General features: G+C 71.7%; 13 protein-coding genes. 5 read left to right on the forward strand and 8 right to left on the reverse strand.

From position 1 onward, the window contains the following. Positions 1 to 71: 71 nt before the first annotated feature. Genes ACFRAC_RS32125 through ACFRAC_RS32135 form a run of 3 tightly spaced genes read right to left on the reverse strand, consistent with a single transcriptional unit; the run spans position 72 to position 3,669 of the window. Positions 72 to 2,354: an FtsX-like permease family protein gene (locus ACFRAC_RS32125; RefSeq protein WP_382936597.1), complete on the reverse strand. Its 2,283-nt coding sequence runs from the start codon at positions 2,352 to 2,354 to the stop codon at positions 72 to 74. A 50-nt stretch (positions 2,355 to 2,404) separates the two neighbouring features. After that, entirely contained in the window at positions 2,405 to 3,157 is a 753-nt protein-coding gene (locus ACFRAC_RS32130) for an ABC transporter ATP-binding protein (protein ID WP_382936603.1), read from the reverse strand. After that, the gene (locus tag ACFRAC_RS32135; RefSeq protein WP_382936608.1) at positions 3,154 to 3,669 is read right to left on the reverse strand and encodes a PadR family transcriptional regulator; all 516 of its coding nucleotides are present in this window, start codon (positions 3,667 to 3,669) and stop codon (positions 3,154 to 3,156) included. Before ACFRAC_RS32135 ends, ACFRAC_RS32130 begins: the two co-directional genes overlap by 4 nt. Positions 3,670 to 3,872: 203 nt before the next feature. Here ACFRAC_RS32135 and ACFRAC_RS32140 point away from each other — a divergent pair, with 203 nt between their 5' ends. The 5 genes from ACFRAC_RS32140 to ACFRAC_RS32160 all read left to right on the forward strand — a co-directional run bounded on the left by ACFRAC_RS32140 (position 3,873) and on the right by ACFRAC_RS32160 (position 10,542). After that, positions 3,873 to 5,141, forward strand: coding sequence for an ABC transporter substrate-binding protein (locus ACFRAC_RS32140; RefSeq protein ID WP_382936612.1), 1,269 nt, complete (start codon positions 3,873 to 3,875; stop codon positions 5,139 to 5,141). Positions 5,142 to 5,298: 157 nt separating this feature from the next. Further along, a complete protein-coding gene (locus ACFRAC_RS32145; protein WP_382936617.1) occupies positions 5,299 to 6,942 on the forward strand; it encodes a glycoside hydrolase family 13 protein in 1,644 nt (547 codons plus the stop codon). Positions 6,943 to 7,000: 58 nt separating this feature from the next. Then, the gene (locus ACFRAC_RS32150; protein ID WP_382936622.1) at positions 7,001 to 8,332 is read left to right on the forward strand and encodes an ABC transporter substrate-binding protein; all 1,332 of its coding nucleotides are present in this window, start codon (positions 7,001 to 7,003) and stop codon (positions 8,330 to 8,332) included. Between the two features lie 6 nt (positions 8,333 to 8,338). Next, the gene (locus tag ACFRAC_RS32155) at positions 8,339 to 9,706 is read left to right on the forward strand and encodes an ABC transporter permease subunit (RefSeq protein WP_382936629.1); all 1,368 of its coding nucleotides are present in this window, start codon (positions 8,339 to 8,341) and stop codon (positions 9,704 to 9,706) included. Further along, the gene (locus ACFRAC_RS32160; RefSeq protein WP_361343161.1) at positions 9,703 to 10,542 is read left to right on the forward strand and encodes a carbohydrate ABC transporter permease; all 840 of its coding nucleotides are present in this window, start codon (positions 9,703 to 9,705) and stop codon (positions 10,540 to 10,542) included. The genes ACFRAC_RS32155 and ACFRAC_RS32160 overlap by 4 nt, the downstream gene beginning before the upstream one ends. Before the next feature lie 71 nt (positions 10,543 to 10,613). Here ACFRAC_RS32160 and pgl read toward each other — a convergent pair whose 3' ends face one another. The 5 genes from pgl to tkt are packed head-to-tail and all read right to left on the reverse strand — an operon-like array spanning position 10,614 to position 17,255. Then, positions 10,614 to 11,402: a 6-phosphogluconolactonase gene (gene pgl / locus ACFRAC_RS32165; RefSeq protein ID WP_382936635.1), complete on the reverse strand. Its 789-nt coding sequence runs from the start codon at positions 11,400 to 11,402 to the stop codon at positions 10,614 to 10,616. Further along, positions 11,399 to 12,475, reverse strand: a complete 1,077-nt coding sequence (gene opcA / locus ACFRAC_RS32170) for a glucose-6-phosphate dehydrogenase assembly protein OpcA (RefSeq protein WP_382936640.1) — start codon at positions 12,473 to 12,475, stop codon at positions 11,399 to 11,401. The genes pgl and opcA overlap by 4 nt, the downstream gene beginning before the upstream one ends. Continuing rightward, on the reverse strand, positions 12,472 to 14,010 hold the full coding sequence (gene zwf / locus ACFRAC_RS32175) for a glucose-6-phosphate dehydrogenase (protein WP_382936646.1): 1,539 nt from the start codon (positions 14,008 to 14,010) through the stop codon (positions 12,472 to 12,474). The genes opcA and zwf overlap by 4 nt, the downstream gene beginning before the upstream one ends. 4 nt (positions 14,011 to 14,014) lie before the next feature. Then, entirely contained in the window at positions 14,015 to 15,133 is a 1,119-nt protein-coding gene (gene tal, locus ACFRAC_RS32180; protein ID WP_382936650.1) for a transaldolase, read from the reverse strand. A gap of 34 nt (positions 15,134 to 15,167) precedes the next feature. Continuing rightward, positions 15,168 to 17,255 carry a transketolase gene (gene tkt / locus ACFRAC_RS32185; protein ID WP_382936654.1) on the reverse strand — a complete coding sequence of 696 codons (2,088 nt, stop codon included), beginning with the start codon at positions 17,253 to 17,255 and terminating at the stop codon, positions 15,168 to 15,170. Between the last annotated feature and the right edge of the window lie 345 nt (positions 17,256 to 17,600).

Genomic DNA, 17,600 nt, shown 5'->3' on the forward strand with positions numbered 1-17,600 from the left:
GGTCGCCCGCTTCCCGTCGGCAGCCGGGGGGCGCTCCCGGTCCGGCCGGGTCCCTGCCGGCTGAAACCGCGTCAGGCCACCGCGCTCAGCGTGTCCGCGAGGCGGCGGCGGGCCGCCCGGGACGCCGGGAGCGCGGCCAGCGCCGCGGCCCCCGTCACCGCCGCGCCGCCGAGCAGCAGCAGAAGTGCAGCCGGCGGTCCGGCGGCGATGCCGGAGCCGATCCCGCTCGACGCTCCCTGGGTGTCGATGAGCCAGCGCGCGAGCGGCACACCGAGCCCGGTGGCGACGACCGCCGCGGCCAGGGCGGTGCACGCGGTCGACACGACGGTGATCGCGGTGATCTGCCGCGGCGAGAGACCGATGGCCTTGAGGGCCAGCAGATCGCGCTCGCCCTCGCGCACCGTCCCGCCGATCGCCGTCAGCAGCTCGATCAGCCCGATGAGGGCCAGGACGACGATCAGACCCACGATCACCCCGCGCAGGGGCGAGAGCCCGTCGGCCGGGTTGGGCACCGCGTGCACGTCCAGGTGCCCGCGTCCGGCGGCCGTCAGCCGGTCGGCGACCGCTCCCGGGTCGGCGCCGGGACGCAGCCGCAGCTCGTAGAGCGTGGGCCCGAGCCCGGGATCGTTCTCGCGGAGGGTGTCGAGGGAGGTGGAGATGACCCGCCCGGCGTTCTCCGGCTCGATGCTGCGGCCCACGATGTGCAGGATCTGCGGCTGGTCGCCCACGGTGATCCGGACCCAGTCGCCGACCCGCGCGTCCAGCAGCGCCAGCAGCCCCTGACCGGCGACGGCCTCGTCGCGGCCCGTCGCGGCCCGGCCCTCGGCCAGGGAGTACGGGTACGGGTCCTGCCGGGTGCCGAGCCCCCGCAGCGCGATCGTGGCCGTCTGGCCCGGGACCAGCGCCGCCACCTCGACGCCCGGGTAGGCGGCCGCCACCTGCGGGTCGCCCTCCAGCACGGTCCGGGCGGCCCGCCCGGTCAGCCCGGCGTCGGCGTGGACGGTGAGCGAGGTCGGCAGTCCGACCTGCTCCGGTCGGCCGTCGAAGCGCTCGATGGTGGTCCAGGCGCTCATCGCCACTACGACCAGCAGCAGCGGCAGCGCCAGCCGGGCGACCGTGGCGGGGGACCGCAGACGCCTGCTGAACGCCCGGTGCCAGCCCAGCACCAGCGCCGGCGGCAGCCGCAGACCCAGCGCACTCCGGGCCGCGCCCGACAGCCGCCCACCGGGAGCGGACGCCCGCCGCGGCACCGGCACCGGAGGCACCCGCCCCGCCCGCCACGCGGCGAGCCCGGTGGTCGCGCCGATGAACAGCACCACCGCGACCGGCACCACGAGCAGCGCCACCGTGTGGCCGGGCAGCCCGTGCCACACCCCGACCGCGTCCCCGAGCCGCCCCGGTATCCGGCTGCCCAGGCCCTGGACGACGGCCGCGGCGGCCAGCGCGCCGAGGAGCGCGTACGCGAGGTGCTGGAGCAGGAAGACCCGGACGACCTGGCCCGGCGTGAACCCGATCGCCTTCAGCACCGATATGTCCCGCAGATGCCCGCGGATCCGGGTGCCGATCGCCCCGTGCACGGCCAGTCCCGCCGCGACCAGGGCACCGAGGCCGAACAGCCCCAGGACCTGCCCGAGCAGCCGGTTGTCGCCCTGCGCCTCGGCCCGGGCCTGCTTCCAGGTGGAGACCTCGCTGACCGCGCCGGCGCCCAGCACGGTCACGGCGCGCTGGACGGCGTAGTCGGTGTCCTCGGGGTCGTCCAGGCGCAGCGCCACCACCTGGCCCCCCGGGTCGCGGACCGCGGACGGCTGCACCCAGACCAGTCCGGGCTGCTCACCGGGCCGGTAACGCTTCTCCGCGCTGTCCGCCACGCCGAGGACGGTCACCGTGCGGTCCGTGCCGGGCAGGGCGAGGGTGTCACCGGGCGCGGCGAGCAGGGCGCGGGCGAGGCGGCTCTCCAGGACCACCCCGTCGGGGTTCGCCGCGTCCAGCCAGTGGCCGGACGTCAGCAGGGGGCGGCCCACGGACGGCTCCTCCGGGGTGCCGCGCAGTTCGACGGCGGCACGGGCGCCCCGGGAGGCCAGGGTGGCGGAGGCGATGGGGTAGGGGCCGGAGACGGACTCGACGCCGTCGAGCTCGGTCAGCCTCCCGGTGTCCGCGGACGGCGCGGTGTGCAGCCACACGTGCGCGCCGTGCGCCTGGGTGAAGACACGCTGCCACGGGTTGGTGGCGTACCCGAACAGGGCGGTGGCCAGCAGCAGCGAGACGACGATCCCGGCCGTGGCCAGCACCAGGAACAGTGCCTCGCCGCGGTGCGTGCGCAGATCGGAGTGCGCCCAGCGCAGGGTGGCTCGCATGGCCTCAGCCCCTCGGCCCGGACGCGGGGCGGTGGTCGTACTCCGGCATGTCAGTCCCTGAGCTCCAGCACCCCGGAGGCGCCGGCGCGGCGGGGCGGGGCACCGCCGTCGAGCGCCGCGTCGTCGGCTATCCGGCCGTCGAAGAAGCTGATCACACGGTCGGCGGCGCTCGCCAGCCGGGCGTCGTGGGTGACCAGCACGATCGTCTGGCCGCGCTGGTGGAAGCGGGTCAGCAGCCGCATCACCTCACGGGTGCCCTTGCTGTCCAGGCTGCCCGCCGGTTCGTCGGCCAGCAGCAGCGGCGGACGGTTGACCAGGGCCCGGGCGAGCGCGACACGCTGCTGCTCCCCGCCGGACAGCTCGCCCGGCATGCTGCGCTCCTTGCCCTCCAGACCCAGCTCGGCCAGCAGGTCCGCGCGCTCGGCCCGGGCCCGCTTGGGCGGGACCCCGGCCAGCAGGGCGGGCAGCTCGACGTTGTCGGCGACGGACAGGTCGGAGACCAGGTTGAAGAACTGGAACACGATGCCGATGCGCTTCCTGCGCTCGACCGCCCAGCGGGCCTCGCGCCAGCCGTCCGCGCACTCGCCGTCCAGCCAGATGCTGCCGCTGTCCGGGCGCTGCAGGCCGCCGAGCAGATGCAGCAGGGTCGACTTGCCGGCGCCGGACGGGCCGGTGACGGCGACGAACTCGCCGCGCCGGACACACAGGCCGACACCCCGCACGGCGTGGGCCGGGGCGCCTTCGCCGTGATGCGTCTTGACCAGGCCCTCGGCGCGCAGCACAGGAGTGGGGTCGTCGCTCACTCCAGTTCCTCCAGCTCCTCCTGGCACCGTTCCAGCCAGTCGAGGTCGGCCTGGAGGTGCAGCATCGCGCCCTCGATGAGCAGATGCGCGACGCGGTTGTCCCGGTCCTCGGCGGCGGCCAGCTTCGACAGGTGACGCATGGTGTTCAGGTACTGGCGCCGCTGTCGGTTGATGAGGGCGATCTGGTCGGCGAGGCCGGTCTGCGGGGCGAGGGCCAGTTTCATGAAGAACTCGTCCCGCACCCGAGGCTCGTCCTCGGTCTCCTCGAACCAGGCGTGCAGCGCCTCACGCCCGGCGTCGGTGAGGTGGTAGACCTTCTTGTTGGGCCGGCCCGACTGCTCGACGTCCTCGCCCTCCAGGAGTCCCGCCTTCTCGAGACGGCCGAGGGTGACGTAGATCTGGCCGACGTTCGGCTGAGGGTACGCGGAGCCCAGCAGTAGCTCAAGGTCCTGCTTCAGCTCGTATCCGTGCGCCGGGCCGCGCGCCAGCAGGGCCAGGAGGGGCAGCCGCACTCGTGCTCTCCTCCCGATCCCGAGTCAATGTGCCGCAGGCCCGAGGGCCAGGCGTCGTGTTCCCGTCTGCCCGACGACGGCCCGCCCTTCGGGCGGACGACGGGAAAATGACGCCAGGCCCTAGTATCGCGCATACCTAACGGGTATACATGGCCTCTGTCCCGGGCGACGAAGCCCGGTGCCAGGTGTACAGGGAGGAACCTATGCGGTGGATCCACGCCGCCGGTAGGGGCCTTCTCGTCCTCGTCGTGATCCTGACCGGGTACGTCGCCTCCGGAGCCCGTGCCGACGACGGTCCGGCAGCGGGCCGCGGGCCGATGACCCTGGCCACCGCGGGGGACCTCACGGGGTATCTCGGCTCCGTCCTGGACGGCTGGAACCGCACGCACCCCGACGAACGGGTGACCCTCGTCGAACTGCCCGACTCGGCCGACGAGACCCACGCGCAGATGACCACCGACCTGCGCGGCGGCGACCGCAGCCGCTTCGACATCCTCAACATCGACGTCAGCTGGACCTCGGAGTTCGCCGCGCAGGGCTGGATCCGCCCCCTGGAGCGCGACCGCTTCCCGCTGGACACCTTCCTCAAGCCGGTCGTGGGCACGGCGACCTACGACGGACGGCTGTACGCGGTCCCGTACGTCACCAACGCCGGTCTGCTCCTGTACCGCAAGGACATCCTCGCCGAGGAGGGCGTCGACCCGCCGCGCACCTGGGAGGAGCTGGAACGGGCGGCGAGGACGATCGCGCCGAAGTACGGACTCGACGGGTACGCGGGCCAGTTCCTGCCGTACGAGGGACTCACCGTCAACGCCGCCGAGGCGGTCTACTCGGCGGGCGGCTCCATCCTCGGCGACGAGGGCGAACGCGTCACCGTCGACTCGGAGGCCGCCCGCGACGGCATCGACTTCCTCGCCCGAGGGGTGCGCGAGGGCTGGATCCCGAGGCAGGCGCTCACCTACAAGGAGGAGGAGTCCAAGCAGGCCTTCCAGGACGGGCGGCTGCTGTTCCTCCGCAACTGGCCGTACGCCTACGTCGTCGCGTCGGCCGAGGGCTCACCGGTCGCCGGGAAGATCGGCGCCGTCCCGCTGCCCGGGCCCGACGGACCCGGCACGAGCGTGCTGGGCGGCTCCAACCTCGCCGTCAGCACGCACGCCCGCCACCCGGACTCTGCGGCCCGTCTGCTCGCGTATCTGACCAGCGAGCACGTCCAGCGGCAGGTGCTCACCCGCGGCGCCCTGCCGCCCGTACGGGCCGACCTGTACGAGGACCCGGAACTGGTGCGCAGGTTCCCGTATCTGCCGACGCTGCGCGAGAGCGTCCGGACGGCCGCTCCCCGCCCCAAGAGCCCGCGGTACGGCCAGGTGAGCCTCGTGGTGCAGGCGGTCGTACGGGACGCGATGGCCGGGCACGACACGTCCGAGGCCGCGGTGCGCCGCCTGGCGCGCGAGCTCGACGCCATCGCGCGCTGAGCCGTCACGGCACCTTTGCCTACCTACTTGTTAGGTAACGGCGGCATCTCATCCTCTCGAATCCCGTACGGGTATGCCCGAATTTGCCGGGTCAACTGTTCGGTAGCTTGCGCCATTTCATTGACACCCCTCTGAAACAGCTACCTAACATGCATACATGCTGAGTAAGTACCACTGGTGGCGTGACGCGGTGATCTACCAGGTCTACGTCCGCAGCTTCCTCGACAGCACCGGCGACGGTGTCGGCGATCTCGCCGGGGTCCGCGCGGGGCTGCCGTACCTCAAGAAGCTCGGGGTCGACGGGATCTGGCTGAGCCCCTTCTACCCCTCGCCGCAGCACGACCACGGCTACGACGTCGCCGACTACTGCGACGTCGACCCGCTCTTCGGGGACCTCGCCGAGTTCGACCTGCTGGTCACGGCGGCCCGGCGGCTCGGCGTCAAGGTGCTGCTCGACATCGTCCCCAACCACTGCTCCAGCGAACACCGTTGGTTCCAGGAGGCGCTGAGCGCCGGTCCCGGCAGCGCGGCCCGCGCCCGCTTCCACTTCGCCGACGGCCGCGGTGCCGACGGCAGCGAGCCCCCCAACAACTGGCACGCCATGTTCGGGGGCCCCGCGTGGAGCCGGGTGACCGAGGCGGACGGGCGGCCCGGCCAGTGGTACCTGCACATGTTCACCCCCGAGCAGCCCGACTGGAACTGGCGCAACCCCGAGGTCGGCGCCGAGTTCGAGCGGGTCCTGCGCTTCTGGCTGGACCGGGGCGCCGACGGCTTCCGCATCGACGTCGCCGCCGGCCTCTTCAAGCACCCGGAGCTGCCCGACTCCGACGACCCGGAGGCGGACGCCCGCACCCGCGACTCGGTCAACCCGCTCGCCTGGAACCAGCCCGAGGTGCACACGGTGTGGCGCTCCTGGCGCTCCCTGTGCGAGGAGTACACGGCACGGGACGGCCGCGAACGGCTCCTCGTCGGCGAGGTGTCCGTGCCGACCGCCCGCGAACACGCCCTCTACGTCCGCTGCGACGAACTCCACCAGGCGTTCTTCTTCGACCTGCTCAGCGCCGCCTGGGACGCCGACGCCTTCCGCAAGGTCATCTCCGAGGCCATGCAGGACATCGCGGGCACCGGCTCGACGGTCACCTGGGTGCTCAACAACCACGACCAGGTCCGCACCGTCACCCGCTACGGAGAGCCCGCACCCGAGGGCAGCGGCCTCGGCACCGCCCGCGCCCGCGCCGCCGCGCTGCTGATGCTGGCGCTGCCCGGTGCCGCGTACATCTACCAGGGCGAGGAACTCGGCCTGCCCGAGGTCGTGGACCTCCCCGACGACGTCCTCACCGACCCCATCTTCCGCCGCACCGGGAGCCGCGCCCGCATCCGCGACGGCTGCCGGGTGCCGCTGCCCTGGTCGGGACAGGCGTCACCGTTCGGCTTCACCTCCGGCGTGGAGAGCGCCAGGCCCTGGCTGCCCCAGCCCGAGTACTTCGCCGAGTACGCCACCGACCGGGCGCTGGCCGACACCCGGTCCTTCTGGCACCTGTACCGCGACGGCCTGCAACTGCGCGCCGCGTTGCCCCAGTTGGGCGAGGGCACGCTGCGCTGGCTGGACAGCCCGCCCGGCGTCCTCGCCTTCGCCCGCGGCGACGGCCTGGTCTGCGCCGTCAACTTCGGCACGGCACCCACCTCCGCGCCGGTCTCCGGCACCCCGCTGCTGTCGAGCGGCCCCTGCCCGGCCGGGGTGCTGCCCGGCTCCACTGCCGCCTGGTGGATGAGCGACGGGACCGAGTCCCCCGCTTCCTGAACCCCCGCACCCGCGGAACCTCCGTCCGTTCTTCCCATTCCCCGAAGGGACATCGATGATGATGCGACGCCGTACCACCCTGCTCACCGGCTGTACCGCCCTCGTCCTGGCGCTCGGCGCGACCGCCTGCGGCGGCGGCCCCGTCTCGGCCGGCGGTGGCGACAAGGCACTCGACGGACAGACGGTCACCGTGGCCGGTGTCTGGACCGGCACCGAGCAGAAGAACTTCCAGAAGGTGCTGGACGCCTTCACCGAGAAGACCGGTGCCAAGACGACGTTCGTCTCCACCGGCGACAACGTCTCCACCGTCGTCGGCAGCAAGATCGAGGGCGGCAACGCCCCCGACGTCGTGATGGTCCCGCAGGTCGGTGTGCTCAAGCAGTTCGCGCAGAAGGGCTGGCTCAAGCCGCTGTCGGCCACCGCCCAGAAGTCCGTGGACGCCAACTTCGCGCCCGTGTGGAAGAACTACGGCAGCGTCGACGACACCCTGTACGGCCTCTACTTCAAGGCCGCGCACAAGTCGACCGTCTGGTACAGCCCCGACGCCCTCGCCCAGGCGGGCGTCGAGCCGCCCACGTCCTACGACGACCTGCTCAAGGCCGGGCGGACCGTCTCCGACTCCGGGCTCGCCGCCTTCTCCGTCGCCGGTCAGGACGGCTGGACGCTGACCGACTGGTTCGAGAACGTCTACCTCTCCCAGGCCGGCCCCGAGAAGTACGACGCGCTCGCCGCGCACCAGCTCAAGTGGACCGACGCCTCGGTGGTGAAGGCCCTGACCACCCTCGGCGAGCTGTTCAAGGACAAGCAGCTGATCGCGGGCGGCCAGAAGGGCGCCCTGAACACCGACTTCCCGGGCTCGGTGGAGAAGGTGTTCGGACCGAAGCCCGAGGCCGGCATGGTCTACGAGGGCGACTTCGTCGCGGGCGTCGCCAAGGACCAGTTCGGCCGGAAGATCGGCGAGGACGCGAACTTCTTCCCGTTCCCGGCGGTCGGCGCCGGGAAGCCGCCCGTCGTCAGCGGCGGCGACGCGGCCGTCGTGCTGAAGGACGGCAAGAGCCAGAAGGCCGGCATGGCCCTGCTGGAGTACCTGGCCACCCCCGAGGCCGCGGCCGTGTGGGCCGAGGCGGGCGGCTTCCTGTCGCCGAACAAGAACCTCGAACTCGCCTCGTACGGCGACGACGTCACCCGCGAGACCGCCAAGTCGCTGGTCGCCGCCGGTGACTCGGTCCGCTTCGACATGTCCGACCAGGCCCCGGCGGCCTTCGGCGGCACCAAGGGCGCCGGCGAGTGGAAGCTCCTGCAGGACTTCCTGCGCGACCCGTCCGACCCGAAGGGGACCGCGGCGAAGCTGGAGGCGGCGGCGGCCAAGGCGTACGAGGGCCAGGGCTGACCCGTCATGACCGCGACCCTCGTCAACGAGGCGGGGCCCAGGCCGCCCGCCGCGAGCCCCGGAGCGTCCCGCGCCCGGCGCTCGCGGCGGCGCGCCCGCGTCATCGCCCTGCTCTTCGTCCTCCCCGCCCTGCTCCTGCTGGGCGCCCTGGTCGTCTACCCGGTGCTGTTCTCCGTCGGCCGCAGCTTCTTCGACGCCTCCGGCACCCGGTTCGTGGGCGGCGACAACTACACCGAGATGTTCCGGGACCCGGCGACCCTCAAGGCCGTCCGCAACACCACGATCTGGGTCGTGGTGGCCCCGGCCCTGCTCACCGGCCTCGGTCTCATCCTGGCCGTGCTGGTGGAGAAGGTCCGCTGGGCGACCGCGTTCAAGCTGCTGCTGTTCATGCCGATGGCCGTGTCCTTCCTCGCCGCCGGCATCATCTTCCGGCTCGCCTACGACGAGGACCCGGACAAGGGCGTGCTCAACGCCGCCGCGGTCTCGGTGCACGACATGTTCCAGGACACCTCGGCCTACCCCACGGCCCGCGCCCGCGACGGGCAGGGCCTGACGAAGGCGTCCGACGGCGCCTACCGCACGGCCGGCACCCTCGCGCCCGGGCAGAGCGTCACGCTGGGCCTGGTCGGCGTCCTGCCCGCCGACCTGCCCGACGGCACAGGACCGGCGTACGAGGCCGCCCGGCGCACGGCCGGCGCCGGTGAGCTGACCGGCGTCGTCTACCTGGACTTCACCCCCGGCGGGGGAGGGAAGCAGGGCACCGTCGACCGACGCGAGAGCGGCCTGCCCGGGATGAAGGTCGAGGCGGTGCGCGCGGGGGAGACCGTCGCCACCACGACCACGGCGTCCGACGGCTCGTTCCGCTTCGACGGCCTGGACGACGGCTCGTACACGGTGCGGCTGCCGGCGTCGAACTTCGCCGCCCCCTACGAGGGCATCTCCTGGCTCGGACCCACGCTCGTCACCCCGGCGATCATCGGGGCGTACCTGTGGATCTGGACCGGGTTCGCGATGGTCCTGATCGGCGCGGGCCTGTCCGCCCTGCCCCGGGACTCGCTGGAGGCGGCCCGGATGGACGGCGCCAACGAGTGGCAGATCTTCCGCCGGATCACCGTGCCGCTGCTCGCGCCGGTCCTCACCGTCGTCTTCATCACCCTCGTCATCAACGTGATGAAGGTCTTCGACCTCGTCTACATCATCGCGCCCGGCCCGGTGCAGGAGGACGCGACCGTGCTCGCGACGCAGATGTGGCTGGTGTCGTTCGGCGGCGGCAACAACCAGGGCCTCGGCAGCGCCCTCGGTGTCCTGCTCCTGCTGCTGGTCATCCCCGCCATGGTCTTCAACGTCCGCCGCTTCAAGAGGAGTCAGCGATGAACGCGGTCAGGCGCGGTCTGGGCAGCTCACTGGTGCAGGCCTTCCTCGTGGTGGTCGGCCTGGTCTGGCTGACCCCGCTGGCCGGACTGTTCCTGTCGTCGATGCGGTCCGCCGAGGACACCGCGAAGGGCGGCTGGTGGACGGTCTTCACCAGCCCCGGGCAGCTGTCCTTCGACAACTACTCGGCCCTGCTCGCCAACTCCGGTATCACCCAGGCCTTCTGGAACACGGTTCTGATCTCGGTGCCGACGACCGTCCTGGTGGTGGTGCTCGCCGCCCTCGCCGGGTACGCCTTCGCCTGGCTGGACTTCCCGGGCCGCGACGCGGTCTTCCTGCTCGTGGTGGCCCTGCTGGTGGTGCCGGTGCAGATCGGTCTGCTCCCGGTCGCCAAACTCTTCGGGCAGCTCGGCCTGTTCGGCACGATCCCGGGCGTCGTCCTGTTCCACGTCGCCTACGGACTGCCGTTCGCGGTGTTCCTGCTGCGGAACTACTTCGCGGAGATGCCGAAGGAGATGCTGGAGGCCGCCCGCATGGACGGCGGCACCGAGTGGCGGATCTTCACCCGGCTGGTCCTGCCGGTCGGCCGCCCGGCGATCGCCTCCCTGGCCATCTTCCAGTTCCTGTGGGTCTGGAACGACATGCTGGTGGCGCTGCTCTTCGCGGACAGCTCCTCCCAGCCGCTCACCGTGGAACTGCAGTCCCAGATCCGCCAGTTCGGCAGCAACATCGACGTCCTGGCACCGGGGGCGTTCCTGTCCCTGGTGGTGCCGGTGGTGGTGTTCTTCGCGTTCCAGCGGCACTTCGTGCAGGGGGTGATGGCGGGCTCGGTCAAGTAGCCCGTCCGGCACACGAGTCAGGGCCCCCGCCTCGTACGAGGCGGGGGCCCTGACTGCCGTTCACGTACCGGTCAGGGAGTGGCCGGCGGATACAGCGACCGCGGCAGCTGGGACGCCGCCGCCGCGTCCAGGAGCCACAGGGTGCGGGAGCGCCCCCGCGCGCCCGCCGCCGGGGCCTGGATCTCGCCCGCGCCCGACAGGGCGATCGCCACGGCCTCCGCCTTGTCCTCGCCGGCCGCAAGGAGCCACACCTCGCGCGCCGCGCGGATCGCGGGAAGCGTGAGGGTGATGCGGGTCGGCGGGGGCTTGGGCGCGCCGTGGACCCCGACGACCGTGCGCTCGGTCTCCCGTACCGCGGGCAGTTCCGGGAACAGGGAGGCGACGTGCGCGTCGGGACCCACGCCCAGCATCAGGACGTCGAACGAGGGCACGGCGCCGTGGTCCTCGGGGCCCGCGGCCCGCGCCAGCTCCTCCGCGTAGGCGGCGGCCGCCGCCTCCACGTCCGTGCCGAACGGGCCGTCCGAGGCGGGCATGGCGTGCACCCGCTTCGGGTCCAGGGGCACCGCGTCCAGCAGGGCCTCGCGGGCCTGCGTGACGTTGCGCTCCGGGTCGCCCTCGGGCAGGAACCGCTCGTCGCCCCACCACAGGTCCAGACGGCCCCAGTCGATGGCGTCCCGGGCGGGGGCCGCCGCCAGCGCGGCCAGCAGGCCGTTGCCGTTGCGGCCGCCGGTGAGGACCACGGACGCCGAGCCCCGGGAGGCCTGCGTGTCCACGATCTTCGTGATCAGCCGGGCCGCCGCGGCCTGGGCCATCAGTTCCTTGTCGCGGTGGACGACCAGCTGCGGGGTGTGGGTGCTCACTTGGCCGCCGCCTTCTTCACCGGTTCCCCCGCCGTCGCTTCCTTCGCCGGGGCCTTGGCGGCGTCTTCGACAGGAGTCGCGGCCGCTTCTCCTTTGGCCGGCCCGTCCTCCGCCGCCCTCCCGGTCCCGGCGGGCCGGGTGACCGCGGACGCGTGGAGCCGGTCCACGCCGAAGCGCAGCGCCGACGCGTAGGTGTCGTCCGGGTCGAGCCGGCGCAGTTCCTCCGCGATCAACTCGGACGTCTCACGTCGCTTCAGCGCCACCGCCCGGTCCGGCTGCCCCTCGATGGAGAGGGTCGCCAGCGAGCCGTCGGCCCGGTCGAGGACGATCGGGCCGCAGTCGGTGTCCAGCCGCACCGCCGTCAGGCCGGGGCCCGACGACACGGACCGCTGCACGGGGACGTCCAGCCGGTCCGCGAGCCACATCGCCAGCAGCTCACAGCTCGGGTTGAACTCCTCGCCCTCCACCTCGACGGCCTTCACCTCGCAGAGCACCTGGTCCAGGGCCGCCGCCAGCATCGAGCGCCACGGCGTGATCCGGGTCCAGGACAGGTCGGTGTCGCCCGGCGTGTACGTCCCGGCGCGCGCCGACAGCTCCCGCACCGGCTGTTCCGAGGCGTAGGTGTCGGTCACCCGGCGCTGGGCCAGCGCGCCGAGCGGGTCGTTCGCCGGGTCGATGGGCGCGGTCACCGGCCACCAGACCACCACCGGGGCGTCCGGCAGCAGCAGGGGCAGGACGACGGACTGGGCGTGCTCGGACACCTCGCCGTAGAGGCGAAGCACCACCGTCTCGCCGGTACCGGCGTCGGCGCCCACCCGCACCTCGGCGTCCAGCCGGGACTGCGTGCGGTCCCGGGGCGAGCGCGAGACACGCTTGATCACCAGCAGCGTGCGCGAGGGGTGCTCGCGCGAGGCGTCGCCGGCGGCCTTCAGGGCGTCGTAGGCGTTCTCCTCGTCCGTGACGATGACCAGCGTCAGCACCATGCCGACGGCCGGCGTGCCGATGGCCCGCCGCGCCTTCACCAGTGCCTTGTTGATCTTGCTGGCCGTGGTGTCCGTGAGGTCTATCTTCATGGCCTGCGCCAGCTCCGTCCCTCTCGTGCGAGCATTTCGTCCGCCTCGACGGGCCCCCAGGTGCCTGCCGGGTACTGGGCGGGCCTGCCGTGCCGGTCCCAGTACTCCTCGATCGGGTCGAGGATCTTCCAGGACAGCTCGACCTCCTCGGTGCGCGGGAAGAGGTTCGAGTCGCCGAGCAGGACGTCGAGGATCAGCCGCTCGTACGCCTCGGGCGAGGACTCGGTGAAGGACTCGCCGTACGCGAAGTCCATCGACACGTCCCGGATCTCCATGGAGGTGCCGGGCACCTTGGAGCCGAAGCGGACGGTGACGCCCTCGTCGGGCTGGACGCGGATGACGATCGCGTTCTGGCCCAGCTCCTCGGTGGCCGTCGTGTCGAAGGGGGAGTGCGGGGCGCGCTGGAAGACGACCGCGATCTCCGTGACGCGCCGGCCGAGCCGCTTGCCGGTGCGCAGGTAGAAGGGGACGCCCGCCCAGCGGCGGTTGTCGATCGAGAGCTTGACCGCGGCGTACGTGTCGGTCTTCGACTTGGGGTCGATGCCCTCCTCCTGGAGGTAGCCGACCGCCTTCTCGCCGCCCTGCCAGCCCTCGGCGTACTGCGCGAACACCGTGTCGCGGCCGAGGTCCTTCGGCAGCCGGACGGCGCCGAGCACCTTGGTCTTCTCGGCGGCGAGCGCGTCCGCGTCGAAGGAGGCGGGCTCCTCCATCGCGGTGAGCGCCATCAGCTGCAGCAGGTGGTTCTGGATGACGTCGCGGGCGGCGCCGATGCCGTCGTAGTAGCCGGCCCGGCCGCCGATGCCGATGTCCTCGGCCATGGTGATCTGGACGTGGTCCACGAAGGACCGGTTCCATATCGGCTCGAACATCGTGTTGGCGAAGCGGAGCGCCAGGATGTTCTGGACGGTCTCCTTGCCCAGATAGTGGTCGATGCGGAAGACCTGGTCCGGGGCGAATACCTCGTGCACGACCTTGTTGAGCTCCTCGGCGGAGGCCAGGTCGTGTCCGAACGGCTTCTCGATGACCGCGCGGCGCCAGGAGCCGCCCGTCTGGTCGGCGAGCCCGTGCTTCTTCAGCTGCTGGATGACCACCGGGAAGGAGCGCGGCGGCACCGACAGGTAGAAGGCGAAGTTGCCGCCCGTGCCCTGGGCCTTGTCCAGCTCCTCGATGGTGGCGCGCAGCCGTTCGAAGGCGTCGTCGTCGTCGAAGGTGCCCTGCACGAAGCGCATGCCCTGGATGAGCTGCTGCCAGACCTCCTCGCGGAAGGGGGTGCGGGCATGGGCCTTGACCGCGTCGTGCACCTCCTGGGCGAAGTCCTCGTTCGCCCACTCCCGGCGGGCGAAGCCGACGAGCGAGAAGCCCGGCGGCAGCAGTCCCCGGTTCGCGAGGTCGTACACAGCGGGCATCAGCTTTTTACGTGACAAATCGCCCGTAACGCCGAAGATCACCAGGCCCGACGGCCCCGCGATACGCGGGAGCCGTCGGTCGGCGGCGTCACGAAGCGGGTTCGCTTCAGTGACGTTGAAGGGTGGCAAGGGATCAGCCCTCCGAGGGGGCGAGGCGCTGCAGCTCCGCCTCGGTCGACTTGAGCAGGTCGTTCCAGGACGACTCGAACTTCTCGACGCCCTCGTCCTCCAGCAGCTGCACGACCTCGTCGTACGAGATCCCGAGCCGCTCGAGCGCGTCGAGGTCGGCGCGGGCCTGTTCGTACCTGCCGGAGATCGTGTTGCCGGTGATCTCGCCCTGCTCCTCCACCGCGTGCAAGGTGTCCTCGGGCATGGTGTTGACGGTGTTCGGCGCCACCAGTTCCTCGACGTAGAGGGTCGGCTTGTACGCCTTGTCCTTCACACCGGTCGACGCCCACAGCGGACGCTGCTTGCGCGCGCCCGCCTTCTCCAGCGCGTTCCAGCGGTCGGAGGAGAAGACCTCCTCGTACGCCTGGTAGGCGAGCCGGGCGTTGGCGATGGCGGCCTTGCCGCGCAGGGCCTTGGCCTCGTCGGTGCCGAGCGCGTCGAGGCGCTTGTCGACCTCGGAGTCCACCCGGGACACGAAGAACGAAGCCACCGAACGGATCTGCGACAGGTCCAGGCCCCTGGCCTTCGCCTTCTCCAGACCGGCGAGGTAGGCGTCCATGACCTCGTGGTAGCGCTCCAGCGAGAAGATCAGCGTGACGTTGACGCTGATGCCGAGGCCGATGACCTCGGTGATCGCCGGGATGCCGGCCCGGGTGGCCGGGATCTTGATGAGCGTGTTGGGCCGGTCGACCAGCCAGGCCAGCTGCTTGGCCTCCGCGACGGTCGCGTGCTTGTTGTGCGCGAGCCGCGGGTCGACCTCGATGGAGACCCGGCCGTCCTGGCCGTCGGTGGCCTCGAAGACCGGGCGCAGGATGTCGGCGGCGTCCCGGACGTCCGCCGTGGTGATCATGCGGATCGCCTCTTCGACCGTGACCTTGCGGGCCGCGAGGTCGGCGAGCTGCTGGTCGTAGCCGTGGCCCTCGCTGATGGCCTTCTGGAAGATCGTCGGGTTGGTGGTGACGCCGACGACGTGCTGCTGGTCGATCAGCTCGGCCAGGTTGCCGGAAGTGATGCGCTGGCGTGACAGGTCGTCCAGCCAGATCGCGACGCCCTCCTCGGAGAGGCGCTTCAGTGCGTCTGTCATGGAAAATCAGACTCCTACGTTGCGTATGTGAGCGTCAGCGCCGGGCCGCGGAGAGGGATTCCCGCGCGACGGCCGCCACGTTCTCGGCGGTGAAGCCGTACTCCTGGAAAAGGACCTTGCCGTCGGCGGAAGCGCCGAAGTGCTCCAGCGACACGATGCGGCCCGCGTCCCCGACGTACTTGTGCCAGGTCAGGCCCACCCCGGCCTCAACCGCGACACGCGCCCTCACGGACGGCGGCAGGACGCTGTCCCGGTACCCCTGGTCCTGCTCCTCGAACCACTCCACGGACGGCATCGAGACCACGCGCGTCGGGACCCCGTCGGCCTGGAGGCGCTCACGCGCCTCGACCGCCACATGCACCTCGGAACCGGTGGCGATCAGGATGACCTCGGGCTCGCCGCCCTCGGCCTCGAACATCACGTAGCCACCGCGCACGGTGTCCTCGTTGGGCTCGTACGTCGGCACGCCCTGACGGGTCAGTGCCAGACCGTGCGGGGCGCCCTTGCCGTACTCCTTGGTCCAGCGCCGCTGGATCTCGCGCCAGGCGATCGCCGTCTCGTTGGCGTCCGCCGGGCGGACGATGTTCAGGCCGGGGATGGCGCGCAGCGACGCGAGGTGCTCGATCGGCTGGTGGGTCGGGCCGTCCTCGCCCAGGCCGATGGAGTCGTGCGTCCACACGTACGTCACCGGCAGGTGCATGAGGGCCGACAGCCGCACGGCGTTGCGCATGTAGTCGGAGAACACCAGGAAGGTGCCGCCGTAGACGCGGGTGTTGCCGTGCAGGGTGATGCCGTTCAGCTCCGCGGCCATGGAGTGCTCGCGGATGCCGAAGTGGATCGTGCGGCCGTACGGGTTCGCCTCCGGCAGCGGGTTGCCGGCCGGCAGGAACGACGACGTCTTGTCGATCGTCGTGTTGTTCGAGCCCGCCAGGTCGGCCGAGCCGCCCCACAGCTCCGGGATGACCGCGCCGAGCGCCTGGAGCACCTTGCCGGACGCGGCACGCGTCGCCACACCCTTGCCGGGCTCGAAGACCGGGATCTTCTCCTCCCAGCCGGTGGGCAGTTCGCCCTTGGCGATGCGGTCGTACTCGGCGGCGCGCTCGGGGTTGTTGTCCCGCCACTGCTGGAAGGACTTCTCCCACACGGCACGGGCGGCCCGCCCGCGCTCCAGGGCGCCCCGGGTGTGCGCGAGGACCTCGTCGGAGACCTCGAAGGCCTTCTCCGGGTCGAAGCCGAGGACCCGCTTGGTGGCCGCCACCTCGTCGTCACCGAGCGCCGAGCCGTGCGCGGCCTCGGTGTTCTGCGCGTGCGGGGCCGGCCAGGCGATGATCGAGCGCATCGCGATGAAGGACGGGCGGTCGGTGACCTTCTTGGCCTCCTGGATCGCGTCGTAGATCGCGTGCGGGTCCAGGTCGCCGTCCGGCTTCGGGGCCACGCGCTGCACGTGCCAGCCGTACGCCTCGTAGCGCTTGGCCGTGTCCTCGGATACGGCCGTCTCGGTGTCGCCCTCGATCGAGATGTGGTTGTCGTCCCACAGAAGGATGAGGTTGCCGAGCCTCTGGTGACCGGCCAGCGACGAGGCCTCGGCGGTGATGCCCTCCTGGAGGCAGCCGTCACCGGCGATGCAGTAGATGAAGTGGTCGAACGGGGAGGTGCCCGCGGGGGCCTCCGGGTCGAACAGACCCCGCTCGTAGCGGGAGGCCATGGCCATGCCGACGGCGTTGCCGACACCCTGGCCCAGCGGACCGGTCGTCGTCTCCACACCCGTGGTGTGGCCGTACTCCGGGTGGCCGGGGGTCTTCGAACCCCACGTCCGGAACGCCTTGAGGTCGTCCAGCTCCAGGCCGAAGCCGGCCAGGTAGAGCTGGGTGTAGAGGGTCAGGGACGTGTGGCCGGCGGACAGCACGAAGCGGTCCCGCCCGACCCAGTCGGCGTCCGCCGGGTCGTGCCGCATCACCTTCTGGAAGAGGGTGTAGGCGACGGGCGCCAGGCTCATCGCCGTACCAGGATGGCCGTTACCGACCTTCTGTACGGCATCTGCGGCCAGGACGCGGGCGGTGTCCACCGCCCGCTGGTCCAGCTCGGTCCACTCGAGGTCTGTGGTGGTCGGCTTGGTGCTCACCCTGGGTCAGGGCTCCTCTCCACATGTCGGTTGCCGGCGTCACGGGCACGCGCCCACCGGCTGCCGGCGTACTCGGCGTCGGCCGGCCATTGTCGAGCCTACCCCCGGAAGTACGTGCGTTTTTTCGACTCAACCCAGACTGCCGGGACTCTTCCGGATGTGCCTGTCGGCCGCGCCGTTCCGGGGCTCGGCACATGAATACGCAGCCGCTCATCCGGGTGCTCAATCGAGCCCGCGGGTACCCGTCGGACCACACCTCCAACACGACCGGACCCCCGCGACGGCCCGGGTCTGGGCAACGTCTACAGTGGCGTGGTACGCGCGAGCCTTTACCGGGACTTCACA

The sequence above is a fragment of the Streptomyces sp. NPDC056628 genome (genome assembly GCF_042792555.1).
GTDB lineage: Bacteria > Actinomycetota > Actinomycetes > Streptomycetales > Streptomycetaceae > Streptomyces.

What these genes read in the sequence shown, in the direction of transcription:
- ACFRAC_RS32160 (WP_361343161.1), top strand. Translation starts at nt 9,703, where the DNA reads ATGAACGCGGTCAGGCGCGGTCTGGGCAGCTCACTGGTGCAGGCCTTC.
- ACFRAC_RS32150 (WP_382936622.1), top strand. Translation starts at nt 7,001, where the DNA reads ATGATGCGACGCCGTACCACCCTGCTCACCGGCTGTACCGCCCTCGTC.
- ACFRAC_RS32125 (WP_382936597.1), bottom strand. Translation starts at nt 2,354, where the DNA reads ATGCGAGCCACCCTGCGCTGGGCGCACTCCGATCTGCGCACGCACCGC.
- ACFRAC_RS32155 (WP_382936629.1), top strand. Translation starts at nt 8,339, where the DNA reads ATGACCGCGACCCTCGTCAACGAGGCGGGGCCCAGGCCGCCCGCCGCG.
- opcA (WP_382936640.1), bottom strand. Translation starts at nt 12,475, where the DNA reads ATGAAGATAGACCTCACGGACACCACGGCCAGCAAGATCAACAAGGCA.
- ACFRAC_RS32145 (WP_382936617.1), top strand. Translation starts at nt 5,299, where the DNA reads ATGCTGAGTAAGTACCACTGGTGGCGTGACGCGGTGATCTACCAGGTC.
- tal (WP_382936650.1), bottom strand. Translation starts at nt 15,133, where the DNA reads ATGACAGACGCACTGAAGCGCCTCTCCGAGGAGGGCGTCGCGATCTGG.
- ACFRAC_RS32140 (WP_382936612.1), top strand. Translation starts at nt 3,873, where the DNA reads ATGCGGTGGATCCACGCCGCCGGTAGGGGCCTTCTCGTCCTCGTCGTG.